At 41.4% G+C, this 22,730-nt stretch carries 21 protein-coding genes and 1 pseudogene; 1 reads left to right on the top strand and 21 read right to left on the bottom strand.

Going from position 1 to position 22,730, the window contains the following annotated elements; genetic code table 11:
* Positions 1 to 269 precede the first annotated feature (269 nt).
* The 5 genes and pseudogenes from DKT73_RS18890 to DKT73_RS18875 all read right to left on the bottom strand — a co-directional run bounded on the left by DKT73_RS18890 (position 270) and on the right by DKT73_RS18875 (position 1,905).
* On the bottom strand, positions 270 to 608 hold the full coding sequence (locus DKT73_RS18890) for a nucleotidyltransferase domain-containing protein (protein ID WP_232827933.1): 339 nt from the start codon (positions 606 to 608) through the stop codon (positions 270 to 272).
* Positions 571 to 870 (bottom strand): annotated as a pseudogene (locus DKT73_RS20240) (HI0074 family nucleotidyltransferase substrate-binding subunit); the annotation flags it as partial. The pseudogene DKT73_RS20240 and the gene DKT73_RS18890, both read right to left, overlap by 38 nt.
* A 15-nt stretch (positions 871 to 885) precedes the next feature.
* Positions 886 to 1,014: a hypothetical protein gene (locus DKT73_RS20455; protein ID WP_269814517.1), complete on the bottom strand. Its 129-nt coding sequence runs from the start codon at positions 1,012 to 1,014 to the stop codon at positions 886 to 888.
* 130 nt (positions 1,015 to 1,144) lie between these two features.
* Entirely contained in the window at positions 1,145 to 1,606 is a 462-nt protein-coding gene (locus DKT73_RS18880; protein WP_111640074.1) for a hypothetical protein, read from the bottom strand.
* Positions 1,603 to 1,905 (bottom strand): nucleotidyltransferase domain-containing protein, encoded by a 303-nt coding sequence (locus tag DKT73_RS18875; protein WP_111640073.1) that lies wholly within the window; start codon positions 1,903 to 1,905, stop codon positions 1,603 to 1,605. The genes DKT73_RS18880 and DKT73_RS18875 overlap by 4 nt, the downstream gene beginning before the upstream one ends.
* Positions 1,906 to 2,123: 218 nt before the next feature.
* On the opposite strand from DKT73_RS18875, the gene DKT73_RS18870 reads away from it, so the two are divergent.
* Positions 2,124 to 3,200: a T6SS phospholipase effector Tle1-like catalytic domain-containing protein gene (locus DKT73_RS18870; protein WP_111640072.1), complete on the top strand. Its 1,077-nt coding sequence runs from the start codon at positions 2,124 to 2,126 to the stop codon at positions 3,198 to 3,200.
* Positions 3,201 to 5,404: 2,204 nt separating this feature from the next.
* On the opposite strand, the gene DKT73_RS18865 is transcribed toward DKT73_RS18870, so the two are convergent.
* The 16 genes from DKT73_RS18865 to rfbA all read right to left on the bottom strand — a co-directional run bounded on the left by DKT73_RS18865 (position 5,405) and on the right by rfbA (position 22,702).
* Entirely contained in the window at positions 5,405 to 6,472 is a 1,068-nt protein-coding gene (locus DKT73_RS18865) for a hypothetical protein (protein WP_111640071.1), read from the bottom strand.
* Between the two features lie 5 nt (positions 6,473 to 6,477).
* Positions 6,478 to 7,815: an MBOAT family O-acyltransferase gene (locus tag DKT73_RS18860; protein WP_111640070.1), complete on the bottom strand. Its 1,338-nt coding sequence runs from the start codon at positions 7,813 to 7,815 to the stop codon at positions 6,478 to 6,480.
* A 10-nt stretch (positions 7,816 to 7,825) separates the two neighbouring features.
* Complete coding sequence (locus DKT73_RS18855; RefSeq protein ID WP_111640069.1) at positions 7,826 to 9,586, bottom strand: carbamoyltransferase family protein; 1,761 nt, start codon at positions 9,584 to 9,586, stop codon at positions 7,826 to 7,828.
* 19 nt (positions 9,587 to 9,605) lie between these two features.
* Positions 9,606 to 9,989 (bottom strand): hypothetical protein, encoded by a 384-nt coding sequence (locus DKT73_RS18850; protein WP_157959217.1) that lies wholly within the window; start codon positions 9,987 to 9,989, stop codon positions 9,606 to 9,608.
* A 1-nt stretch (position 9,990) separates the two neighbouring features.
* On the bottom strand, positions 9,991 to 10,950 hold the full coding sequence (locus DKT73_RS18845) for an SGNH/GDSL hydrolase family protein (RefSeq protein WP_111640067.1): 960 nt from the start codon (positions 10,948 to 10,950) through the stop codon (positions 9,991 to 9,993).
* Between the two features lie 31 nt (positions 10,951 to 10,981).
* Complete coding sequence (locus DKT73_RS20520) at positions 10,982 to 11,137, bottom strand: DUF5989 family protein (RefSeq protein ID WP_369920488.1); 156 nt, start codon at positions 11,135 to 11,137, stop codon at positions 10,982 to 10,984.
* Between the two features lie 68 nt (positions 11,138 to 11,205).
* A complete protein-coding gene (locus DKT73_RS18840) occupies positions 11,206 to 12,531 on the bottom strand; it encodes an exopolysaccharide biosynthesis polyprenyl glycosylphosphotransferase (protein WP_111640066.1) in 1,326 nt (441 codons plus the stop codon).
* 322 nt (positions 12,532 to 12,853) lie between these two features.
* Positions 12,854 to 13,978: a glycosyltransferase family 4 protein gene (locus DKT73_RS18835; protein ID WP_111640065.1), complete on the bottom strand. Its 1,125-nt coding sequence runs from the start codon at positions 13,976 to 13,978 to the stop codon at positions 12,854 to 12,856.
* 198 nt (positions 13,979 to 14,176) lie between these two features.
* Positions 14,177 to 15,277, bottom strand: a complete 1,101-nt coding sequence (locus tag DKT73_RS18830) for a glycosyltransferase (RefSeq protein WP_111640064.1) — start codon at positions 15,275 to 15,277, stop codon at positions 14,177 to 14,179.
* Positions 15,270 to 16,595, bottom strand: a complete 1,326-nt coding sequence (locus DKT73_RS18825; RefSeq protein ID WP_232827934.1) for an asparagine synthase-related protein — start codon at positions 16,593 to 16,595, stop codon at positions 15,270 to 15,272. The genes DKT73_RS18830 and DKT73_RS18825 overlap by 8 nt, the downstream gene beginning before the upstream one ends.
* A 167-nt stretch (positions 16,596 to 16,762) precedes the next feature.
* Positions 16,763 to 17,854: a glycosyltransferase family protein gene (locus DKT73_RS18820; RefSeq protein ID WP_157959216.1), complete on the bottom strand. Its 1,092-nt coding sequence runs from the start codon at positions 17,852 to 17,854 to the stop codon at positions 16,763 to 16,765.
* A 34-nt stretch (positions 17,855 to 17,888) separates the two neighbouring features.
* Positions 17,889 to 19,133 carry an O-antigen translocase gene (locus DKT73_RS18815; RefSeq protein WP_111640061.1) on the bottom strand — a complete coding sequence of 415 codons (1,245 nt, stop codon included), beginning with the start codon at positions 19,131 to 19,133 and terminating at the stop codon, positions 17,889 to 17,891.
* A complete protein-coding gene (locus DKT73_RS18810; protein WP_111640060.1) occupies positions 19,130 to 20,254 on the bottom strand; it encodes a DegT/DnrJ/EryC1/StrS family aminotransferase in 1,125 nt (374 codons plus the stop codon). The genes DKT73_RS18815 and DKT73_RS18810 overlap by 4 nt, the downstream gene beginning before the upstream one ends.
* Positions 20,248 to 21,426, bottom strand: coding sequence for a formyltransferase family protein (locus tag DKT73_RS18805; RefSeq protein WP_111640059.1), 1,179 nt, complete (start codon positions 21,424 to 21,426; stop codon positions 20,248 to 20,250). The genes DKT73_RS18810 and DKT73_RS18805 overlap by 7 nt, the downstream gene beginning before the upstream one ends.
* Positions 21,423 to 21,824: a sugar 3,4-ketoisomerase gene (locus tag DKT73_RS18800; RefSeq protein WP_111640058.1), complete on the bottom strand. Its 402-nt coding sequence runs from the start codon at positions 21,822 to 21,824 to the stop codon at positions 21,423 to 21,425. Before DKT73_RS18800 ends, DKT73_RS18805 begins: the two co-directional genes overlap by 4 nt.
* A complete protein-coding gene (gene rfbA / locus DKT73_RS18795) occupies positions 21,821 to 22,702 on the bottom strand; it encodes a glucose-1-phosphate thymidylyltransferase RfbA (RefSeq protein ID WP_111640076.1) in 882 nt (293 codons plus the stop codon). The genes DKT73_RS18800 and rfbA overlap by 4 nt, the downstream gene beginning before the upstream one ends.
* Between the last annotated feature and the right edge of the window lie 28 nt (positions 22,703 to 22,730).

The following is a 22,730-nucleotide window of genomic DNA, read 5'->3' as shown; positions in this document are numbered from 1 at the left end:
ATAAAAAAAATCAAAAATTCATTAAACCCATAAATCTTGTAGGTCAGATGAGCCGAGGCACGAGGCGCTTATCTGTAAAAAATAGTGACATTCCCAACCAACACCACCAAACGGCACATTACGCTCCGCTCATGATGCCCTACAAAAAAAACAACCAAACACCTGTAGGTCGGCCTTTAGGCCGTCAGAAACCGAATCACACCAGACCAAAACCAATCACCCGTAGGTCAGATGAGCCGAGGCACGAGGCGTAATCTGACGCAAAGCGGTTACGTCCTACGATAAAAAACCAGCCCTACCCGCTCAATGTGTTCAATCAACGAACTATTTTCCAAATGATCAAACATCGACAAATCTATTTTGTAGGGCAACAAGAGATCATCCAAGGCATTCTCAACCTCTGTGAAAATTGACCAATCCAAATCCCCCACCAACGTTAAATCGATGTCTGAACTAGGGCGAAAATTACCTTTCGCTCTAGATCCATACAAAATCACTGTCTTAATCTGAGGATATAACTGAAAAACACCCTGAATACTCTCACATTCGGCGCGACTCAAGCCCCCCACTTCAAACATCGCCATTTTCCATTGAGTAACGAGTGTCATCTGCTAGCGACTGAAATTTACACCGAAACGCCATAAACAAACCCGCATAAACCAACCGCAACTGCCCAAGTATTTGATTCGCCGTTTCTTCATTATAAGTGTGAACGGTACGGTTTCGGTCCTGCAACATCGACAGCCAAGACCCGCCATCCACAATAAGATCGCGCTTAAACGCCTCACGAATAGCGTCTCGTGACCCTGAAATAGACTCAATCCCCTGCCAAACCAAGTAATCTCTTAACACATTCCAAGCCAACTCATACGTAAACTCAAACGCCTAAATAGTACCCAGCCTTTCAAGATTACTCAGTGGTCGTTCAGCCATTAAACGCAGAGCATCAGCCAATTGATCATGGGCCTGTGTAAAATGCTCAAAACGCTGAAGCCAACGAATATCAACACTCATAACCCCTTATTTTAATATAAAACCGTAATCCGGCGAATCAAAACCATCCCGACAACCAACCCGTAGGTCTGATGAGACGAGGCACGAGGCGCTTATCTGAAAACGAAAGCGGCATTACACCTAAACTTACTCACTGATACTTAACCGCAAAGCGAACCACATGATCAAGACATTGCAGCAACTGGCTAGCCATACCAAACGCTTTATTCAATAGCGCCGATTGTATTTCAGGATCATCTGGGTACTCATGGGCAAATTGGTTACGCATTTCCCGCAACCTCAGCCATTGTTCAACAGAATCTAAAGCGCCTATCTTTTCAAGCCGATTCAATTTATCAATAAATGTAGTAAGCTCACCTTCTTCATGTGTCAGCTCAATCACAGCAGGTAACAACTTTGCCCCCATCACATCCTGTAATTTTGAAAACCGGACAATAAACTGATCGAATACGGCAAGTTCAATTTCCGTGAGTTCAGACAAACTCTCCGCAGTATAGGGTTGTTTATCTGCTAAGTGCTGCATAGACCATCGCAAACGCTCTGCATGGGTCTTACAAATATCAACGATCCCCTGAAATACATCCTTATTCATAAGCGAATACCACTCTCTTTTGCGATTTTGTAAATAGGCAAAACCGTTCCAGCCCTTCGATTAATCACCAAGTCAATTTTCTGATCACCAAGCAGCAAATGAAGCTCAACCAAGGCATTCAATTTAGCCTCAATAATCTCGTCAGCCGAATGTAAGTCAGGCTCTATATACAGATCAATATCCCCACCACGCGCATTATCGTCAGCTCTTGAGCCAAAAAGCCGTAACTCCGAGCCTTTGCCAAAATGCTTCAATAACACCTGTTTAATGATATCTTGTTGCTGCTTAGTTAGACGCACGCTCGCCCTCCAAATAAAAAAACATCACTATTATAGTAAAAAACACCACCACGTAGGCCGGATGAGACGAGGAACGAGGCGTTATCCGGCAATCAAGGATGAGCCAACGCACGCCCCACACGCCCTACAAAACACAATAAAAACCATGTTATGCTACCCCCCATCATCAGGAAGATGGCGTTCAACACTACGCACAACACAACAAGGAGACGACAAACATGTCGATGTTATTTTTTCATTTCGATGGCACAGACAATAGCCCAAACGACGCTTTCGCACCAGAAAACAGCATTAGCAGCATCACCAACGTTCTAAAATCCCATCTACTGCTCGGTGGCCGTGTACAAAACCACACAAAGACCACACCCAACCATTCGCCCCACCGCAGCTTTTACTATGCGGGCATCGGCACCTACGGCCACTGGCTGGAACAAAAAATCAACGCCGCCTTTGCCATCGAAACCGGCCACGTAGCACAAATTTTAAACCGCGCCCTCAACGACTTTACACAACACTACAACCCATCCATTCGTCACATCGTCTTAATAGGCTTTAGTCGAGGCGCCGCCCTAGCCAGACGCTTCGCCGCACTCATCACGCCACTGATTGATCGCCCCATCATCATAGAAGCCGTCATCGACACCGTCGCCTCCATTGGCTGGCCTAACTTAGACACAACACAACGCCCAACCACCGACGTCGTCTTTGAACACGGCCACACCCTACCAGAAGGCGTACACCGCGCCTTACACCTCGCCGCGCTAGACGAACAACGCCTCGCCTTTCGGCCAACATTAATCAACCAAGATGGACGCGCACTGGAAATATGGCTAGCAGGAGTACATTCGGATATAGGCGGAGGATACCGCCGAGATGGCATAGGAGACATCGCCTTGCGAGTCCTAATAAACTGGATAGAACAACAAACCAAACAAAACTGTTACAGAACAACACGCCTAGCCAAAACACAACCGCCCCATTGGCAACCACTGCTTACCATAGAACCCAAGCACCTAGGCAAAATACACTACCAACAACGCCGCTTACACCCCTGGCGAGAACTCACCCTCGCACCACGACACTGCTGTGTACTGGAAAACGACCAACCCAACCACACACGCTCACCCCACTGGCACACAAGCGTCACCCAACGAATCCGCAGCCACATCGGCTACTTCCCCATCGCCCACTGCCCAGCCCCCGCCACACTCTGGCACAACGAACCCCCAACACAAAACCAACCAATCCGTAGGTCAGATGAGCCGAGGCACGAGGCGCTTATCTGTAAAAAATAGTGACATTCCCAACCAGCATCCTAAAACGGCACATTACGCTCCGTTCATGATGTCCTACAAAAAAACAACCCAACCCGTAGGTCAGATGAGACGAGGCACGAGGCGTAATCTGACATTCCCAACCAACGTCACCAAACGGCACATTACGCTCCGCTCATGATGCCCTACGAAAAACCAACGTCGTGAAACGGCACATTACACTTCGTTCATGATGCCCTACAAAGCAACCAACCAACCCGTAGGTCAGATGAGCCGAGGCACGAGGCGCTTATCTGTAAAAAATAGTGACATTCCCAACCAACATCACCAAACGGCACATTACGCTCCGCTCATGATGCCCTACGAAAAACCAACGTCGTGAAACGGCACATTACACTTCGTTCATGATGCCCTACAAAGCAACCAACCAACCCGTAGGTCAGATGAGCCGAGGCACGAGGCGCTTATCTGTAAAAAATAGTGACATTCCCAACCAACATCACCAAACGGCACATTACGCTCCGCTCATGATGCCCGACAAAAAAACCAACCGCCCCGTAGGTCAGATGAGACGAGGCACGAGGCGCTTATCTGTAAAAAATAGTGACATTCCCAACCAACGTCCTAAAACGGCACATTACACTTCGTTCATGATGCCCTACGAAAAACCAACGTCCTAAAACGGCACATTACGCTCCGTTCATGATGTCCTACAAAAAAACAACCCAACCCGTAGGTCAGATGAGACGAGGCACGAGGCGTAATCTGACATTCCCAATCAACATCATCAACGGCACATTACGCTCCGTTCATGATGTCCTACAAAAAAACAACCCAACCCGTAGGTCAGATGAGACGAGGCACGAGGCGTAATCTGACATTCCCAATCAACATCATCAACGGCACATTACGCTCCGTTCATGATGTCCTACAAAAAAACAACCCAACCCGTAGGTCAGATGAGACGAGGCACGAGGCGTAATCTGACATTCCCAACCAACATCACCAAACGGCACATTACACTTCGTTCATGATGCCCTACAAAAAAACCAACCAACCCGTAGGTTAGATGAGACGAGGCACGAGGCGTAATCTGACATTCACAACCAACATCACCAAACAGCACATTACGCTCCGCTCATGATGCCCTACGAAAAACCAACCAACCCGTAGGTCAGATGAGACGAGGCACGAGGCGCTTATCTGTAAAAAATAGTGACATTTCCAACCAACATCACCAAACGGCACATTACGCTCCGCTCATGATGCCCTACAAAAAACCAACCGCCCCGTAGGTCTGATGAGCCGAGGCACGAGGCGCTTATCTGTAAAAAATAGTGACATTCCCAACCAACATCACCAAACGGCACATTACGCTCCGCTCATGATGCCCTACAAAAAAACCAACCGCCCCGTAGGTCAGATGAGACGAGGCACGAGGCGCTTATCTGTAAAAAATAGTGACATTCCCAACCAACGTCCTAAAACGGCACATTACACTTCGTTCATGATGCCCTACGAAAAACCAACGTCCTAAAACGGCACATTACGCTCCGTTCATGATGTCCTACAAAAAAACAACCCAACCCGTAGGTCAGATGAGACGAGGCACGAGGCGTAATCTGACATTCCCAACCAACATCACCAAACGGCACATTACACTTCGTTCATGATGCCCTACAAAAAAACCAACCAACCCGTAGGTTAGATGAGACGAGGCACGAGGCGTAATCTGACATTCACAACCAACATCACCAAACAGCACATTACGCTCCGCTCATGATGCCCTACGAAAAACCAACCAACCCGTAGGTCAGATGAGACGAGGCACGAGGCGCTTATCTGTAAAAAATAGTGACATTTCCAACCAACATCACCAAACGGCACATTACGCTCCGCTCATGATGCCCTACAAAAAACCAACCGCCCCGTAGGTCTGATGAGCCGAGGCACGAGGCGCTTATCTGTAAAAAATAGTGACATTCCCAACCAACACCATCAAACGGCACATTACGCTCCGCTCATGATGCCCTACGAAAAACCAACGTCGTGAAACGGCACATTGCACTTCGTTCATGATGCCCTACGAAAAACCAACGTCGTGAAACGGCACATTACGCTCCGCTCATGATGCCCTACAAAAAAACCAACCAAATCAATCACGTGTAGGTCGGCCTTTAGGCCGTCAAAAGCCTACTCACAAAAAATGAAACTAAAACAACACGTCAATTGAACGTGTCTTGTTCTCGTGCTTTTATTTGCTCAGCAATTTCCTTCGCTAATAAAGCACTACCTTCTGGTGTAAAATGACTACTACCATCAAGAAAATATTGAGTATCGCCATCGAAAGCAGTCGTCAAATCAATAATTGTCTTATCATCTACTTTTGAGTGCACTTTGGTATTAATTATCGAGTAAATCGCTCTGTTCCTTTCACTAAGAAGCGGTTTAAGGTTTTCAACGTTAGCATTATCACTCCATACCGAAGGGGGGATGAAAATAAGCGTTTTAGAGCCTTGCTCCTGACCAAAAGCAAACAACTGATTCCAGCGGTTATGTACTCTTCTTGCCGCTATATTTTGATATTCAGGTTGCTCACATAGTACCCCTCTATTAACCACACTCTCTTTGAAAACTTTATCTTTTACTGATTGAAGAATCGAGACGAAAGCAGGTAATCGATATTTATCCATCATTTTTTCGAGATACTTAAAATCCATATTTTTAGTACATTCTACATAGTGATCAAAAAAACCATTAACAACAATCACCAAATCATAATGTTTTTTTTCTATCTCAGCCATTTTTTGCCAATCAACTAAATTACCCTCTAGGTTTACACCAAGCATCGAGTAATTATCAATTTTATAGTCTGGCAATAAACCCTGCATCTTAACTGATAAAGTATCTTCAGCATTAAGGTGGTAACCAAAAGTCTGAGAAGATCCCAATAGGAGCAGGCTTTTACGCTGCACTTCCGGTTGAATCGTTTCTTCGGGGAAGATGCGATGACCATATTTATCAACTTTGTAAATACCATAGTCACCTGGTTCAATGACACGATCTAAAAAAGGCGTATTATAAAACGTTAATTTTAATGAATCCTGATACGCTGATTTATAAAATTTCTTATCGACGCTATCCGGCAAGTAATTAACAAACTTTCCTTCATAATCTGGCAGATCATTTTTATACCTTGCGTATAAAACATGATCAAAAAAACCATCAAAAATCAAAAAAATTGAAAGTAAAATAGTAAAAATAGCAAAAGTATATTTAATTTTCTTCATCATTATTATTAAAAATCAAAATAGTAAAAGCTTTCAGGATGCTGTGCTGCGACCATAGAACACCCCACAATAATAGAAATAAAAACGGGAACCGATAAAAATGCTGGAATCTTAGCTGCATGTTTGCGAATAAAATCCACATTATCGTAATAGTGTACACACAATGTAATCAGTACAAGAATCAAAACAGATTGATTGTCAGCCGAAAAATCACCAACATTAAATGCCAACAGAGACTGATAATAATCCCATGCTGAAGACGCCGAGTCACTTCTAAACAAAATTGCCAAAAAAGACCAAACAAAGAAATTAACGATGATAAAAAACCATTTGAAATGTGGATTATTTTTCACAAACTTGCCAAAGCCTATATAGTTATCTATCACCATAATAATGCCTTGCAAGCCACCCCAAATAATAAAATTCCAATTTGCGCCATGCCAAAGACCAGATACCAACATAGTAATCAAGATTGGTAGATACACTAATCCTTTACCAAAATAACGAACAAGAGGAACAAACAAATAATCTCGCAACCAGAAACTAAGTGTCATATGCCAACGTTTCCACATTTCGGATAGTGAAAAAGACAAATAAGGTGAGCGAAAGTTCTCCGGAAAGCGCACCGCGAACATACCCGCGATAGCAATTGCCATATCAGAATAGGCACTGAAATCGCAGTAGATTTGAATCGAAAAGCCAAGTGAAGCAATAAACAGATCCCAGAAACCGTGACTAAGAGGATCATTAAATACAGGCGCTATGTAACCTCCAATTGGATCAGCAATTAAAACCTTCTTGATCATACCAACCGCAAACAAAGGAAGGTTATAAACAAAGTTCTGCCACGAAACATGAATCCCCTTAAACTGCGGAACCACTTCTTTAGTACGCAGTATTGGCCCAGCAATCAGATGAGGAAAAAAAGAAATATACAAGCCAACATCAGAATAGTTAATTTTTTTAACAGAAGAGCGAGAAAAGTCCACCATCATGCTGATCAAACTAAAGGTAATAAAGGAAATACCCAAAGGAAGAGCAATACCCATACCACTGACGCCTATACTCCGTAAAAAAAAGTCCGTGTATTTATAAAAAATCAGAGGAAGCAAAGAAAAGACAATCAAAAAGGACAAATATCGTTTACTCAATGTCAATAAATGACAGGCTACCGCCCCAAGCACGATATAGAAAATTAGAATAAAAAAGTAACCGACATCCCAATAGGAATAAAAAACAATACTGAGCAGAATCAACGCAAAAATACGAAATGAAGGCTTAGATATTTTTACAATGAAAAGTGCAATAAGAAGAAACAGCAAAAAACTCGGCAATTGAAAATACATAATTTTTACATTAATCCAAAGTATAGTTGTTTTTTGAGTAGATTGGATTATCTTGATCAACCTTATCCAAGAGGATATTTCCAATAACAAGCTGATCAATGCCAGTATTCATAAAACAGTTGAACGCATCTTCAGGGGACAAAACCATGGGCTCTCCGCGCACATTTAAACTTGTATTAACTAAAACCGGACAAGCTGTTTTGGCTTTAAAGCGACTCAGTAACGGATAGAAGCGTGAATTATTTAATGCAGACACAGTTTGTAAGCGTGCCGTGTTATCTAGATGAATCACCGACGGAATCTTTTCTTTCACACCGTCCCGTGCAGTGCAAATAAAATTCATAAAAGGCGACGAGGTCGGGCTATCAAACCAAGCACTCGCATCCTCCTCTAGAATAACAGGAGCAAAAGGACGAAATGACTCGCGAAACTTAATTTTGAGGTTCAGCTCGCGCTTAAGATCAACACCACGCGGATCAGCTAGAATAGAACGGTTACAAAGCGCACGAGGACTAAACTCAGCACGCCCTTGTACCCAAGCCACGATGTTACCTTCAGCCAATGACGTTGAAACGGTATCGTACAACGCATCATCAGACAATACACGGTACCTCGCACCAACAGAATCAAGAAAGGCCACCGCATCCTGCTGAACAATATCAGGCCCTAAATACGGATTATAATGAGCAAGAGGAACACGATCGTTATTAAGAAACACATACCAACAAACCTGAGCAGCACCAAGCGCACTGCCGGCATCACCTGCAGAAGGCTGGATCCACACAGCGTCAAAAATACCACTTTTTTGTACCTTACCCGTTGCGACGCAATTGAGCGCCACACCTCCCGCAAGGCATAAATTCACTTCTCCAGTCAGTTTGCGAGCATAGCACGCCAACTTAATAAAAAGTTCATCAATAACAAGCTGCAAAGACGCAGCAATATCCATGTGCACTTGCTCAAGCGGGCCTTCTGGTAAACGAGCAGGCGTACCAAACAACTGCGCCATTTCGGGGCCAAACATGGTCAGCTCAGTGGCGAAACGAAAGTAGCGCATATTCAATCTAAAGCTACCATCGTCTTTTATATCAATCAGCTGAGCTTTTATTAAATCGGCATAGATAGGTTGACCATAAGGTGCCAACCCCATGACTTTGTATTCGCCAGAGTTCACTTTAAACCCTAAAAAGGCCGTAATAGCAGAATAGAGCATGCCGAATGAATGAGGAAACTTTAGCTCTTTTAGATGCTCGATAGTGTTCTTTCTGCCGACAGAAATCGTTGTTGTGGCCCACTCTCCCACCCCATCAATAGTGATGATGGCAGCGGATTCAAAAGGAGAAGGATAAAAAGCCGCCGCCGAATGAGAAAGGTGATGATCGGAAAACAGCAACGAGCCATTCCATTTCTCACCACCTGGCAAAGCGCACAAAGCCTTCTTTAAATCTATCTTCTGAAAGAGTTTCTCTTTTAACCAAAGCGGCATGGCTTCTTTGAAAAGAGAGTAACCTTTAGGCGAAAAACGAATACAAGTTTCAATGATACGCTCAAACTTATTAAACGGCTTTTCATAAAAAATAACGTGATCAATATCAGCCATGGTTATTTGGTTATCTTTTAGTAACCATTGAATGGCTTTTTCCGGAAACGCCTCATCATTCTTTTTTCTTGAAAAGCGCTCTTCTTGAGCAGCCGCCACCACCACACCATCTTTTAATAAGGCCGCAGCACTATCGTGATAGTAAGCCGAAATTCCTAAAATGTAAGACACACAGTCGCCCTTTAAATAATTAATACTGCTTAATAAAATCGTCTGCGGTAAAACATTTTTTTTCTGAGGGCTCCCAATAAGACAATGATTTTTGGCTAATTACCAAAGGGATAATAGTAGGGCGAATGATGCGAAGAACCCAGCAAGAAGGCACCACAAAGAAATAAAAGAAACACCACATCAATACCTTTCTAAAGCGCAAATGAAAGCGATCCATCCCTCTGATCACAAACATCAACTTTAGAGGCGCCACAACAGCAAATACCAACAGCACCAACGCCAAAGGCAACAACCAAGGCCAAAAAGCGCCTGTAACCAAACTAATGATAGTGCTAAATATTATTAAACCAGCACACAAAGACAATAATTTAATGCGGGTTTGCTTAACGTCAGATTTGCTCACGCTACTCATACGCCTTCTCACTAATTTTTGTCACAACCAGATCAGAAATAATATCAAAAGCCTTACCATTCAAATGAATATCTCGGCTAGACACCCACAAGGTTTGTGTCTCTGGCCCTTTTAAGGAAGGCAAGGGATCAATATACTCAAAGCCATATTTGCGTGCCATGTCATGGGTCGTATCCCCCATAAACGCAAACTGATAAGTGTTTAGATCGTGCATCTCAGGTATAGAGACCACAAGAATATCGGCACTGTCCTGCACCGCAATGTCTTTTAAGATCTCAAAAGCATTATTGAGGATGGCTTCTCCCGCAGGGCTACGCCACTGCTGTTGATAGCCTTTGACTAAGGCTTCTTCACCGTATTCACCACTGCTAAGCTGATTGGTAAAGGTCATCATCAAGGCAAATAACTGACTGTTTTCTACCAACCAACTAGGCTTTTCCGTCACCACCTGAGCGGTAGCCCTCGGAGTCACCAGCACCACAATAATATCGGCAGGTACACTAGGCCGAAGGCTCTGCCACATACGAACAGACTGCTCCACATTCATGTTCCCTACGCCAGAATTGACCACATCAAAGTCCGCTGGCAACTTTTGAGCAAGCTGACCACGCAAACTTTGCTCATCCGCTACCCCCCATCCCAACGCAACGGAATCGCCCACCACCGCAACTCGATGCTTGGCAGACAAATTAGGCTGCGGACCTCTCATACCAAATTCATTGATATCAATAGAGACATTTTGCAGCTGAGCATGACGGTTAGGCGCATGCTGATGGCCTATTTGTGGATCTGGACTTTCTTCTTTTAACTGCTTCGCGTAACGCCACATTTCAATAACGTAATTTTCTTGGTTTAGCGTCGCCAAACGAACAACGCCTTCCCCCACCGCAATAGCCAAAATAACCCCAACCGAGGCCAGGAAAATATTTTTTGATACAGACAAAAACGTCATGTTTTACCCTAATACAGCAATCGAATAATAGTCAAAATATGGCATACACAAAAGGTGCCCAAGTGGCATTACCAGACAACACAAAGAACACCGAAAATATCAATAAAACCAACAAGAACGGAATTAAAACGATCCTCGTTTTCTTTGAAAAAAAGAACCCTAACAACTCTAAAAAAATCTCTTTCATAGGCCAATATCCGTAAAATTCATTTTAAAAAATCGTGTCATCTTCTGCTACATGAACAAAAAATACAGCTATAACCCTTTTCGCCCCACTACCACCAAAACGGTACGAATAAGGGTTTCAATTTCTAACCAAATACTCCAATGCTTAATATAATACAAATCATACATCAGCTTCTGACGAGCATCTTCGGTATTCGCGCCATAGGGATACAAGACTTGTGCCCAGCCAGAAATACCAGGACGTACTAAATGACGCTCGTGGTAATAGGGTATTTCCTTCTCGTAGCCTTCTACCAAGATATCCCACTCGGTCCGAGGACCAAATAAATGCATATCCCCAACAAAGACATTCCACAACTGCGGTAACTCATCGATACGAGTACGACGCATTACATTACCAAACGGGAAAATTCGAGGGTCTTCTTCTTGGGTATAGGGGTTAAAGACCGAGTTCTCATGCATACTACGGAATTTAATAGCAAAAAAATTCTTACCATTTAAGCCCACTCGTGATTGCTTAAACAGAATAGCACCAGGCGATTGCTTTTTAATTTTATAAATAGCGTAAAGCATGACTGGCCATGTCACCAAAGCTAGACTGAAGCAAACAAACACATCAACGATCCGCTTAGTTAAGTAGCTAATGCGATCATAAGAGCGTATACGCTCTAAATAGCTTAACTCTGCGGAATCGTAAGGTATGTAGCACTTACGTAAAAAGCTTTCCATAAAGTGATGCAAAGCAAGGAGCTGCACTCCTTTCAAGTCAAGGTGTGTCAGCTGCTTTATCAGCTTATGTTCAGCCTTTTTATCCAAATTAATGACCAAAAAATCAGGTAACAAAGCCTCAACTTTGTCGCGCAATACCGTTTCATCATAGTCTTCAATGGTGTGCAACTGAATGTTATGGCGTTTTAACTGCGCAAGTTCAAACTCATTAAAAGCATAACCATCACCCAGTACTAAAATCTCAGTACGGCCTTTTTGCGTAGAGCGGCTTTTGTAATTGATAAGCACTTTTATGAACAAGATAACAAAGGGCGTTAAGACAACCCAAGTCAATATAACAGAACGGGCTAAACCAAGCACAGCAAGGTTGAGATAGGCAATAAACATCAACAGCAATACATTAAAAGCCCAGGTTTTAAAAACAATTTCTATTTTTTTGGCGATTGAACGATCTACAAAGCGGCTGTAGCCACCTAAAAGCTGAGTGAACACCACAAAAAGCAAGCCAGCCATGACACCAAGCCATGAATAGGGTTCATGCCAAGATTGATCACTCAGTAAAAAATGCACGAAGGCAAGCATCAAAAAAGGGACACACAAGTCAATAAGACGATATGTCCACAAGACACGAACAGATTGGTACCGGGGGATATTTTTTTCTGTCACGAAAAACCTACTTTAAATCCATTAAGTTAAGCGAGAATGCCATAAGAATGATCTTATCATCTAATAACAAACACAGGTATTTCAAATCTCTCTTTTCTAACGATATTTACCGTAAAAATAGGCTTTATTTTATGCCTCTAAAAGCGTTTTTTTTGCAATACAACAACGTTGATCCCCTTGAGACACATTCGTTGCATACCGACTAATTAGACAGGATGCGGGAATAACACATCTTTTCAGTGCAACAGGCGACATATGAAGTGACATTCAGAGTGATCACAATCAAATCGACATAGGAAAAATATTGATAAAAAACATAATGTTATTTATCAAACCAAATCTGGTGATAATCTGTAAGCATTCTGTCTATAGCATAATGATCAACAATACGCTTACGACAGGCTTGCTTTCTTGCTTGCCAGGCTTGCGGATCATTCTGTTTTTCATCCATAGCCTCTAACATTGCTTTTGCTAAGGCTTTGGGATCGCTCGGCGGTACAATCCAACCTGTGTCTCCAACAATAATCGCGGCATCGCCAACATCAGTGGTTAAACAGGGCGTACCACAGGCCATCGCTTCAGCAAGAACATTAGGAAAAGCCTCATCCAATGACGATAAGACATGCAGTGCCATAGCACTCATAACTGTCGCTATGTCATTTCGCTGCTCTAATAAAATAATATGCTCTGACAGCCGATACTCTTCAATGCACTGCAAAAATTTGCTATTCGAATAATCCAAACCCTTACCAACCAAAATAGCTTTAAAAGGCAAGCCTGCATTTTTCACTAAGCTCAGCGCCTTGATTAAATTATTATGATCCTTTTGTGGATCAAAACGTCCAACCATTCCAATTAATATCTCGTTTGGTAAGACCCCTATTTCAGATCGTAACAGAGAGGAAGCGGCAGCGTCGTATGTCAGTTGAGCAAGATCATAACCATTGCCAATCACCACGCCACGTCCAGCCTTGTATCCAAGCATTTCGTGGGCAAGTTTTGCCTTGTGTGCACAATAAATAATCTTTTTAGGAAGCCTGCCTGAAACAAGGGCACAAAGCTTCGCGATTAAAATAGTTGACCTCTTAATGACGTCCGGCATCAAACTTGTATTACGCACATTCCAAAAAACATTTTTTATGCCAGCTATTCGCGCAACCCCTCCCCCAATTAAGTCCGCATGGTACATCCATGTTTGCACCACATCTGGCTTATCATTTCGCAATCGCTGAAATAACGCCCAAACACCAGACACAGAAATACGACCTTGTGGCATATTAAGACAAAGTACTTCAATGCCTTCTTTTTCAAGCAATGAGCCGTACTTGCCTTTATCCATCAGAGACACAACAACATGTTCATGTTCAGTGTCATACTTACACAGACGATATAAAACCCCTTCTGCTCCACCGTTATTCAACCCCGTGATAATATGGATAACTTTCATTTCATCACACCTAAATAATAAAAAACGGTGACATTTAGAAAAAGGAAATAAAATAAATTACATTTCAGCGTTAGATACATTGCTCTTGTCACGTTTGAAAACTCACTAGAGAATCTAATTAATATTAAAATATAGGTTCAAAATAAAAAAACAGTCAATCAAATAAAAATAACTTTCAATAATATTTATCGAGCATTATTATTCCAAAAACACACTCGCATATTTTTTTATAATCTCTGTTCGCATAAAATTACGGGAAGAGGCACAAACATTAGTAAAACGAATATTCCCATCCAAAACATCCACTATTGACTCTTTTAAATCATCAAGATTAAAGTCTTTTACCAGATACCCATTCTCCGCATGTTTCACAATCTCACACACACCGCCAGGTGAATCAAAGGCAATCACAGGAGTGCCAAGAGTAATAGACTCTATTAATGCATTAGGAAACCCCTCGTAAAGAGAGGTCAGCAATGTGGCGTGTGCATGAAGATAATATGGGACAATGTCACTTTGAAAGCCTTCAAAATCCACTCTATCGGCTACATTAAGATCGCTGGCAAGCTGCCTGAGTGGCGCCTCCAAACTCCCTTTTCCCACAATTTTTAAGCGTAGCTCTTCACGTGTTTGTGCAATACCAGCAAACGCTTCGATGGCATAATGAAAAGCCTTTTGCCTTTCAAGTCGTCCAACACAAAGAAGGTAATTTTGTTTTTCGATTGTAGACAAATCGTGCAAGTTTGCATAGTTTTCTACACACTGAGCAACAGGGTTGTAAATCACGCTGGTCTTGCTCATCAAATACGGAAAAACACCAACCAAGTCGTCACGCATTGCTTGGCATTGATTAATAATATGATCACATTTACCATAAAAATATCTAATCAGCGTTCTAACAATATAGCGTCGCCAAAAACCCTGTAATTGACCTGTTCTTTTTGAGAAAGTATTGATATTCCGCGCAACGATTTTGCATGTAAAATGAAATAGAAGCCGTAAAATAACTGCGATTACCGCAAGCTCGTAATCAAACACTAATATTTTACTAGGTTTATTCACGCGTATATAACGCAGCAATGGTAATGGCGCTAGACGAGCATGATGAACACCAAGCACAACAAGCTTTACTTTACCACTCACACGTGACAAATATTCCGCGTTATTCGTGTGCAATATCACCAAATCGACCTGCCAGCCGATATCGGCCAACCCATTCGCAATATTCACACACACCCCTTCTGCTCCACCACCAGTGAGTGAACTAATAAGCAGTGTGATTTTTTTTGAATTAGGCATTAAGGTACCTATTTTTATTGTACCACGCAGATAAAAGATACATTCTGTATATAAGCCTACCTGAAAATTCAGCATACTTATGATGCGTTTGCATTGTTTTTTTCAATCGCATAATCATTTTCATTAGATAGGTTTGCTCCCATAAAGGGCAAGCTTGTAGCTCATTTAAGATACCTACCCAGTTTTGTAAAATCATGCTGTGAGAATCATAGCTAAAACCCATTTTCCCTAACTTATCAGAATCAAGAGCCAAACGATTCTTAAGCATTCTGCGCAAGATAATTTTATTATGTAAAGCCTTACGGTCAAATAAATACTCTTCTGGTACTTTAGAAAAGTATTCGGCGACATGTTGATTGGCAAAAGGTAATACAAAATTTGAGCTGATTGAGTCGGAAAAATTACGGGCCTTTCGAATATGTACTTCTGCAATTGTTCGTGTCGAATAGACATCTGTTTTAAAATCAAACAGATCCCAATCTTTTCTCAGATGACTTTCTTGTTTCCAATGGGGGTAAACATTTATGGCATCAGGTAAAACTTTTTCAGCATCCATAAAGCTTAAGCCATTTATACCAAAGCATTCCGCAGAGGTACGAATCAGCGGCAAGAATGAACTTTCTGATGGTGTAAATTGACGCAGAAAGCTAGCACGATGCATCACCTTAGATAAGAGCACATTATGTGCTTCTCGTCTGGTTGGTGGTGTTGCCATATAGCTGTCATTTCCACCACCATCAATAATATTTGCCCCCCTGAGCTCAGGCAATTGCTGAACATAAAGCGGATAAGCGAGCGTAACGTTATCGGTACAAGGAAACGGCGCATGGATAAAATAGTCTTCTATTGCCTGATGATGCTCGATCTGAAGTTGATCAACCTCGTACAGAATCTGATGCTTAAAACCAAGTTGTTTGGCTATTTTTGCGCTAATTTCACTCTCGTCAGCCTTGCCTTTGGATTTATGGGTAAGCAGCGTGACGGTATGCTGCCAACCAGCCTCAGCAAGAGCGAGAGCAATACTGTTACTGTCTTTTCCCGCACTGTGGAATAAATAGCTTGGTTTGGATTCGTCAATGCGGCTCTGAGTGGCTTCGGCCAACATTTGCAAAATCACCACTTCATCTGGCTGCATTTCATCGCTGGCTAAGCGATTAGCATTCATAAACGGAAATTGATGGCTAAACGTCACCTGCACTTTATCGTTTTTCGTGCCAACCTGCGCCTCGTCGCCAATCCCCACAATATAAATATCTTGATAGGCCGTTTTTGGCGGCGGCACCACTCCGCTTTGCAATAAAAACGACAAGCCATGCACACTGACTTTTAAGGGCTTGGAGACACGAACATCGCTCAATAACTCAGTGATCGACGCAGAATACAACAACATCGATTGGCTAGATGGCCAATAAAGATATAATGGAAACTCGCCCGCCAAATCTGACTCAAGTACCAAGCTGGCTTGGTGAGGCAAGTATTGGTTAATCATAACAGAACCTTATTATCAGCCTGCCAAACATCAAGATATTGCTGTGCTACTTTTTTGTAGTCATGAACGGCTTCAGCGAAATGTCGAGACGCTCTGCCTATATCTATCATTTCATCCTGTCTTTTGAGCAAGTTTTCTAATTTATGATAAATATCATCAACGCTGGGCTGAATCGCGATAAGTGGCGAACTCGTTACACCATACTCTTTTAAAAATTCAGCTTCCCCACCACCAACGACGGCTTTCCCCATCGCCAGACTATAGACACCATTCACCCCAACGGATACTGAATACACTTGATCAATAACCACATTCACACGTCTGATAAAGGTAAGATACGTTTCTAAAGGCATTTTTCCATCGATAACACATTCAACATCATCAGGGTAGTTTTCTTGTAATCGCGCCATGGCCTTTCTAATCAAGGGTGTTCCCTTAACACCTTCATTGTTTAATCCATGAAAAATGACCAGCTTATTTTGTACCACATTATCTTGATAGTGAATTTTATCTATGTTCATTGGAATTGGAATAGTAGGACAAAGTTTTTTATAACCTATATCACGATAACCTTGCGCATATTCATACATAATAGGAATAAGACCGTGAATATTATCAAGCATCCAACGATTATATTTTCTCCCCTTCTCCGTTTGACTCCACATTGTTGGGTTAACTTTCTTTATCTCTTGATACCACTGAGGGTACTTGAATTGTTTTTCACAAAAATCGGCAATGACAGAATTTTGCGGGGTTGCTCCCGCAGCGACTAAAAAAACTTTTTTATTTTTTTTTATTATATTTTTAACAATAAATCGATTAATCCCCAAGACATTGGGGAACAAGACAGGTGCCATAAACTGCACAACATCGTAATCTTTAAAAACAGGAATGACCTTTATTAGATTAATGGCTTTGTCTATTTTTCCAAGTACTCCACTCTTACTTGAACCTAAAAAGACATCACCCTTAATTCCTTTCCAACCATCACCATCAGACGCGATAGTGACATCATGCCCCAAGGCAACCAACCCTTCTTTAAGATTTTTATGCAGCGCGCTAAACTCTCCTAACAACAATATTTTCAAAAAACCACCCACCACATAAAAATCAAACCAACAATTAGCACCATTGTTTTTTGGTTGCTAAAACCATCATGATTAGATATAAAAAATAATTAAAAGCAAACGCATAACTCATACCGATCAAACCAAACGCATTTACAAGAAAAAAGGACAAAAAAACAAAACTACAATTAAAAACAACCTCAGTAACAACAAATCTTTTTGTCATGGCTTTAGCAAGCATCAAATAAGAAAGCAACCAAGCCGCCAATTTCAAAACATCACCTATCAATTGCCATAAAAAAAGCGATCTCATTGAAGCAAAATCTTCAGTAAATAAAAACCATATAATGAAGTCTTTCAATATAAAAACAGCTATCGACATTAAAATGACGATAGGCATAATGACTTTATAACCCAATAATAACTCTTTCCTCAATTCAATCTTATCTTTTATCTCTGAAAGCCTAGGCAAATAATAAATACTCAGTGTTGTTGTCACTACCATTAGATACATAGTTGATATGTACCACATAGCTTGCCAGTAACCAGCCGCTTCCCAGCCTAAATTCTCCCCAATATAATCACGCACTAGTAAATGAGAAATGGGGACTGTCACCGCCGTAGCAATCGCCATTACGGCAAAACCCGCTAATTTCTTCGCTTCAATACTATCAAAACCTGATCTGAAGTTTTTTATTTTTATTATCGAATGCTTTCTCAGCATCCAAATAACAATAAATAGTACAACCGATTGATTTGTGACTAAAGCAATTAATGCACCATTCAAACCCAAGCAAAATATTAACAAGGTCGTAAAAAATAGGCCATAAACACTTTGAAGAATATTAATTTTCACCCATGTATTTATTTCTTTCAAACCATTGATTACTGAAAGCAAAAAACCATTTATAACGAATAAAATAAGTGTAAAACCAAATATTAAAAAAACATAAGCATAACTTTCATCTTTCAAAATAAAAGAGGCAGCATGTTGATAAAATACCAGAACCCCAACACTTACCAAGACGGAAGAAAACATACTAATTTTACTTGCCGTACTAAAAAGAATAGATAATTTCGTTTCTTCTTTAGCATACTCAGCTGTGTATTTTGTGATACCTTTATTAATAGCGCCTTGAGCGACCGTCATGACTAATTGTGTAAAATTTTGAAATTGCCCAATTAAAGCCAACCCTGAAGGCCCAATATACACAGCAATGGCTTTATTAATTATAATACCCGAAATAATTTTAATCACCGTAGCAATAAAATTCAGCACTGATGTTTTAATAAGTGTCATGAGAAACGATTCAATGTCTCAATAATAAGATCTATATCATCCTGAAAGATAACAGGACTCATCGGTAAGCTGATCACTTCCTTATGGATATTTTCTGTGAGTGGGTGCATACCAAGTTTTGACGCTTCATAAGCCACCTGCCTGTGAGGTGGTATAGGATAGTGAATCAATGTTTGTATTTTGTTTTCTGCAAGATAGCGTTGCAGCATGTCACGCTGCTTACTACGAATAACAAAAAGATGCCAAACATGGGATTCATAATGCTCAATATTGAATGTTGAATGTTGAATTGGAAGCGTAATCGCTGGGTCGGTTATTCCAGTAATGTAGGCAGCAGCCACTTTGCGGCGTTGGGCTATTTCTGTATCTAAATAACGTAGTTTGACGCGCAAAATGGCCGCCTGCATTTCGTCTAGGCGACTATTTACGCCTTTGTATAAGTTTTCATATTTTTTATGGCTGCCATAATTCCCTAGCGCTCTAAGTGTAGACGCAAGCTCATCATCATTCGTCGTAATCGCACCCGCATCCCCAAGTGCGCCAAGATTCTTTCCAGGGTAAAAGCTAAAGCCACTCGCGTGCCCCCAGTTGCCGGCTTTTATACCATTAATACTCGCACCATGGGCTTGTGCTGAGTCTTCTAAAACCAACATATTATAACGTTCAGCAATACGCATGATAGCGGGCATGTCCGCCATTTGACCGTATAAATGTACCGGTAAAATCACTCGTGTTTTTGGGGTAATCGCCGCTTCGAGATGAATAGGACAAATAGTATAAGTTGAAATATCTGGTTCAACTAATACCGGCACCAAGCGATTTTCAGTGATCGCGAGAACACTGGCGATATAGGTATTCGCAGGGACAATAACTTCGTCCCCCTCTATCAACAAACCTAGCTCTTTCCAAGCACGCAGCGTGAGAGTAAGGGCGTCCAATCCATTGGCCACACCAATGCAATGCTTCGTGCCGCAATAGGCCGCAAATTCTTGCTCAAAGGCTTTTACTTCAGCACCTTGTATATACCAACCAGAATCAATAACACGAGAAGCGGCCTCAACTAGCGCTTCACGATATTGATAATTGATTGCTTTTAAATCCAAAAACGGAATTTCTAGCATAGTAACCCCAAAAAATCAGCCTGATCTTTCGTTATATAGTCGTCAATGCTCTTTTCAGACCAGTCTTTTAACCCTGGATCAGCACCTAACTGCAAAAGCCATGGAATAAAATGGCTGTCTTTTTCTTTTAATGCATAGTCCTTTGCATACATTAGCACGGTCGTACCATGATAATTTCGATCATTTATATCAGCCCCCTTTTCAAGCAAAAACTCGATAATATCCTTTCGTCCATGATAAGCAGCAACAATAATGGGAGACCAGCCTTTTTCATTACGATCATTAACACCTAATATGTTTGGCATAAAATAGGATAATTCACTTACAGCAATCGCAGGAATCAGACGCAATAATACATCTAATTTATCAAAAAATAGCTCAATATCGTAATCAACTGTTGAATACACAAGACTCTCTTCATTCTCTGAAAGTAAACTTCCAGGCACCAAAAGAGACTTAGTCGTTAGTATTTTTACCTCTGTAACTTTTTTACCATTTATACTTACTAACTGATAAGGCCGAAAACTAAATGCATACACGTATCTTTTCACCTGCCAAGCTGTTTTATTAAAATCGATGGCTATGCTTTTATAATCGATTGATGCTTTAGAGTAATAAGTCGAATAAGCAGAATCCTGCTGGTATGAAGTTATTTTATTATGAATTATTTTTTCAAAATTATCGGAGAGTAATTCAATCGCATTTTTTAGATATTTCCTATAGCAGTCTTGACTTCTATCGTGTTCTTCGAGGGCAAAGACTTTTTGATATAAAATATCCCCCGTGTCGATTCCTTGATCTATTTTGTGCAAGGTGACAGCAGATACGTCATCACCAAACAAAACAGGCCACACAGAAGTATACATCCCTTTATAACGAGGTAATTTTGAAAAATGTATATTGTAAACGCTATCGGTATTTATCTTTTCTGGCTTTATAATTTGATCAAACTCTAAAGACAAAAATACATCCACTTTACTTTCGTAGACATCAGCCAGTGTTTTAACAGCAACCCCTTTTTCATGGGCTTTTTTGATCAATGACGGCTGCCACGTATCAACACCTTGATCGCTTTTATTTGGCACGACAATAATTTGATCCAAGCTAAAATATTGCATGGCTAACATCAAACCATGAACAGCAATGTCGCTCTTCCCCGCGATCACAATCATTTTTTTACTGTCTCAATATAATCAGCGTAGTCGCGTATGTAATCCGCTTCGTCATAATACTCACTGGCGAGTAATAGAAGCACGCAGTCTTCACTAAAGTCATACATTTCACGCCATACCATTTCTTCGATCAAAATGCCTTTCGTTGGTGAATCTAACCAAACCGCTTCACGTTGATTGCCATCGTCTAGCACCAGACGACAGCGACCTGTCACACAAACCGCAACTTGTTTCAGCCGCTTATGAGCATGAAAACCACGAGACACACCCTGTTGAGTGGCAAAAATGTAATACACTCGTTTAATCTCAAAAGGAACAGATTTTAAGCCTTCCAAAGCAACCAATGAGCCACGCTCATCGCCCAAAGGGGAAAAATCTATTAATTGGATTAAGCTCATTTTTTTTCCTTAACTATTTCCAGTAAATACTGGCCATAACTATTTTTTTGTAGCGGCTTAGCCAATTGCACTATTGCCTCTTTACTCAGCCAACCTTGGTTAAAAGCAATCTCTTCCAAACAGGCTATTTTATAGGCTTGGCGCTTTTCTATGGTTTCAACAAATTGCGCCGCTTCTAATAAGCTTTCATGGGTTCCCGTGTCTAGCCAAGCAAAACCACGCCCCAATATTTCCACATTAAGCTTGTTCTGCTTGAGATACATGTCATTTAGGCTGCTAATTTCCAGCTCACCACGCTTAGATGGTTGCACCTGTTTGGCTAATTCTATGACTAAATTATCGTAAAAATACAATCCCGTCACCGCAAAATGAGACTTTGGTTTGACGGGCTTCTCTTCTATTGAAATAGCTTTTTTATTGTCATCAAATTCCACGACACCAAAGTACTCAGGGTCTTTTACTTGATAGGCAAAAACCGTCGCACCTTGACCATTTTTCGCATTTTCTACGGCTTGTCTTAACTTAGGGGTAAACCCTTGACCATAAAAAATGTTATCACCTAATACTAAACACACATCATCACGGCCAATAAAGTCTTCACCTAAAATGAAAGCTTGCACAAGCCCATCAGGAGTCGGCTGCACCTCGTAACTTAATTCTATGCCGAATTTAGAGCCATCACCTAAAAGGCGCTGAAAACTCGCTTGATCTTCTGCAGTGGTGATAATCAGTATCTCTCGAATGCCGGCCAACATCAGCACAGACAGCGGATAGTAGATCATAGGTTTATCATAAACAGGCAGCAGTTGTTTAGATACCCCAATCGTAATAGGATAAAGCCGAGTACCAGAGCCTCCCGCTAAAACAATCCCCTTCATCTTGTTTAATGATGAATTGTTAATGTTA

Origin of the sequence: Marinomonas shanghaiensis (assembly GCF_003259175.1) — a bacterium.
Lineage (GTDB): Bacteria > Pseudomonadota > Gammaproteobacteria > Pseudomonadales > Marinomonadaceae > Marinomonas > Marinomonas shanghaiensis.
Note: the sequence above shows the minus strand (reverse complement) of the source record. Positions and strands in the feature narration are given on the sequence as shown.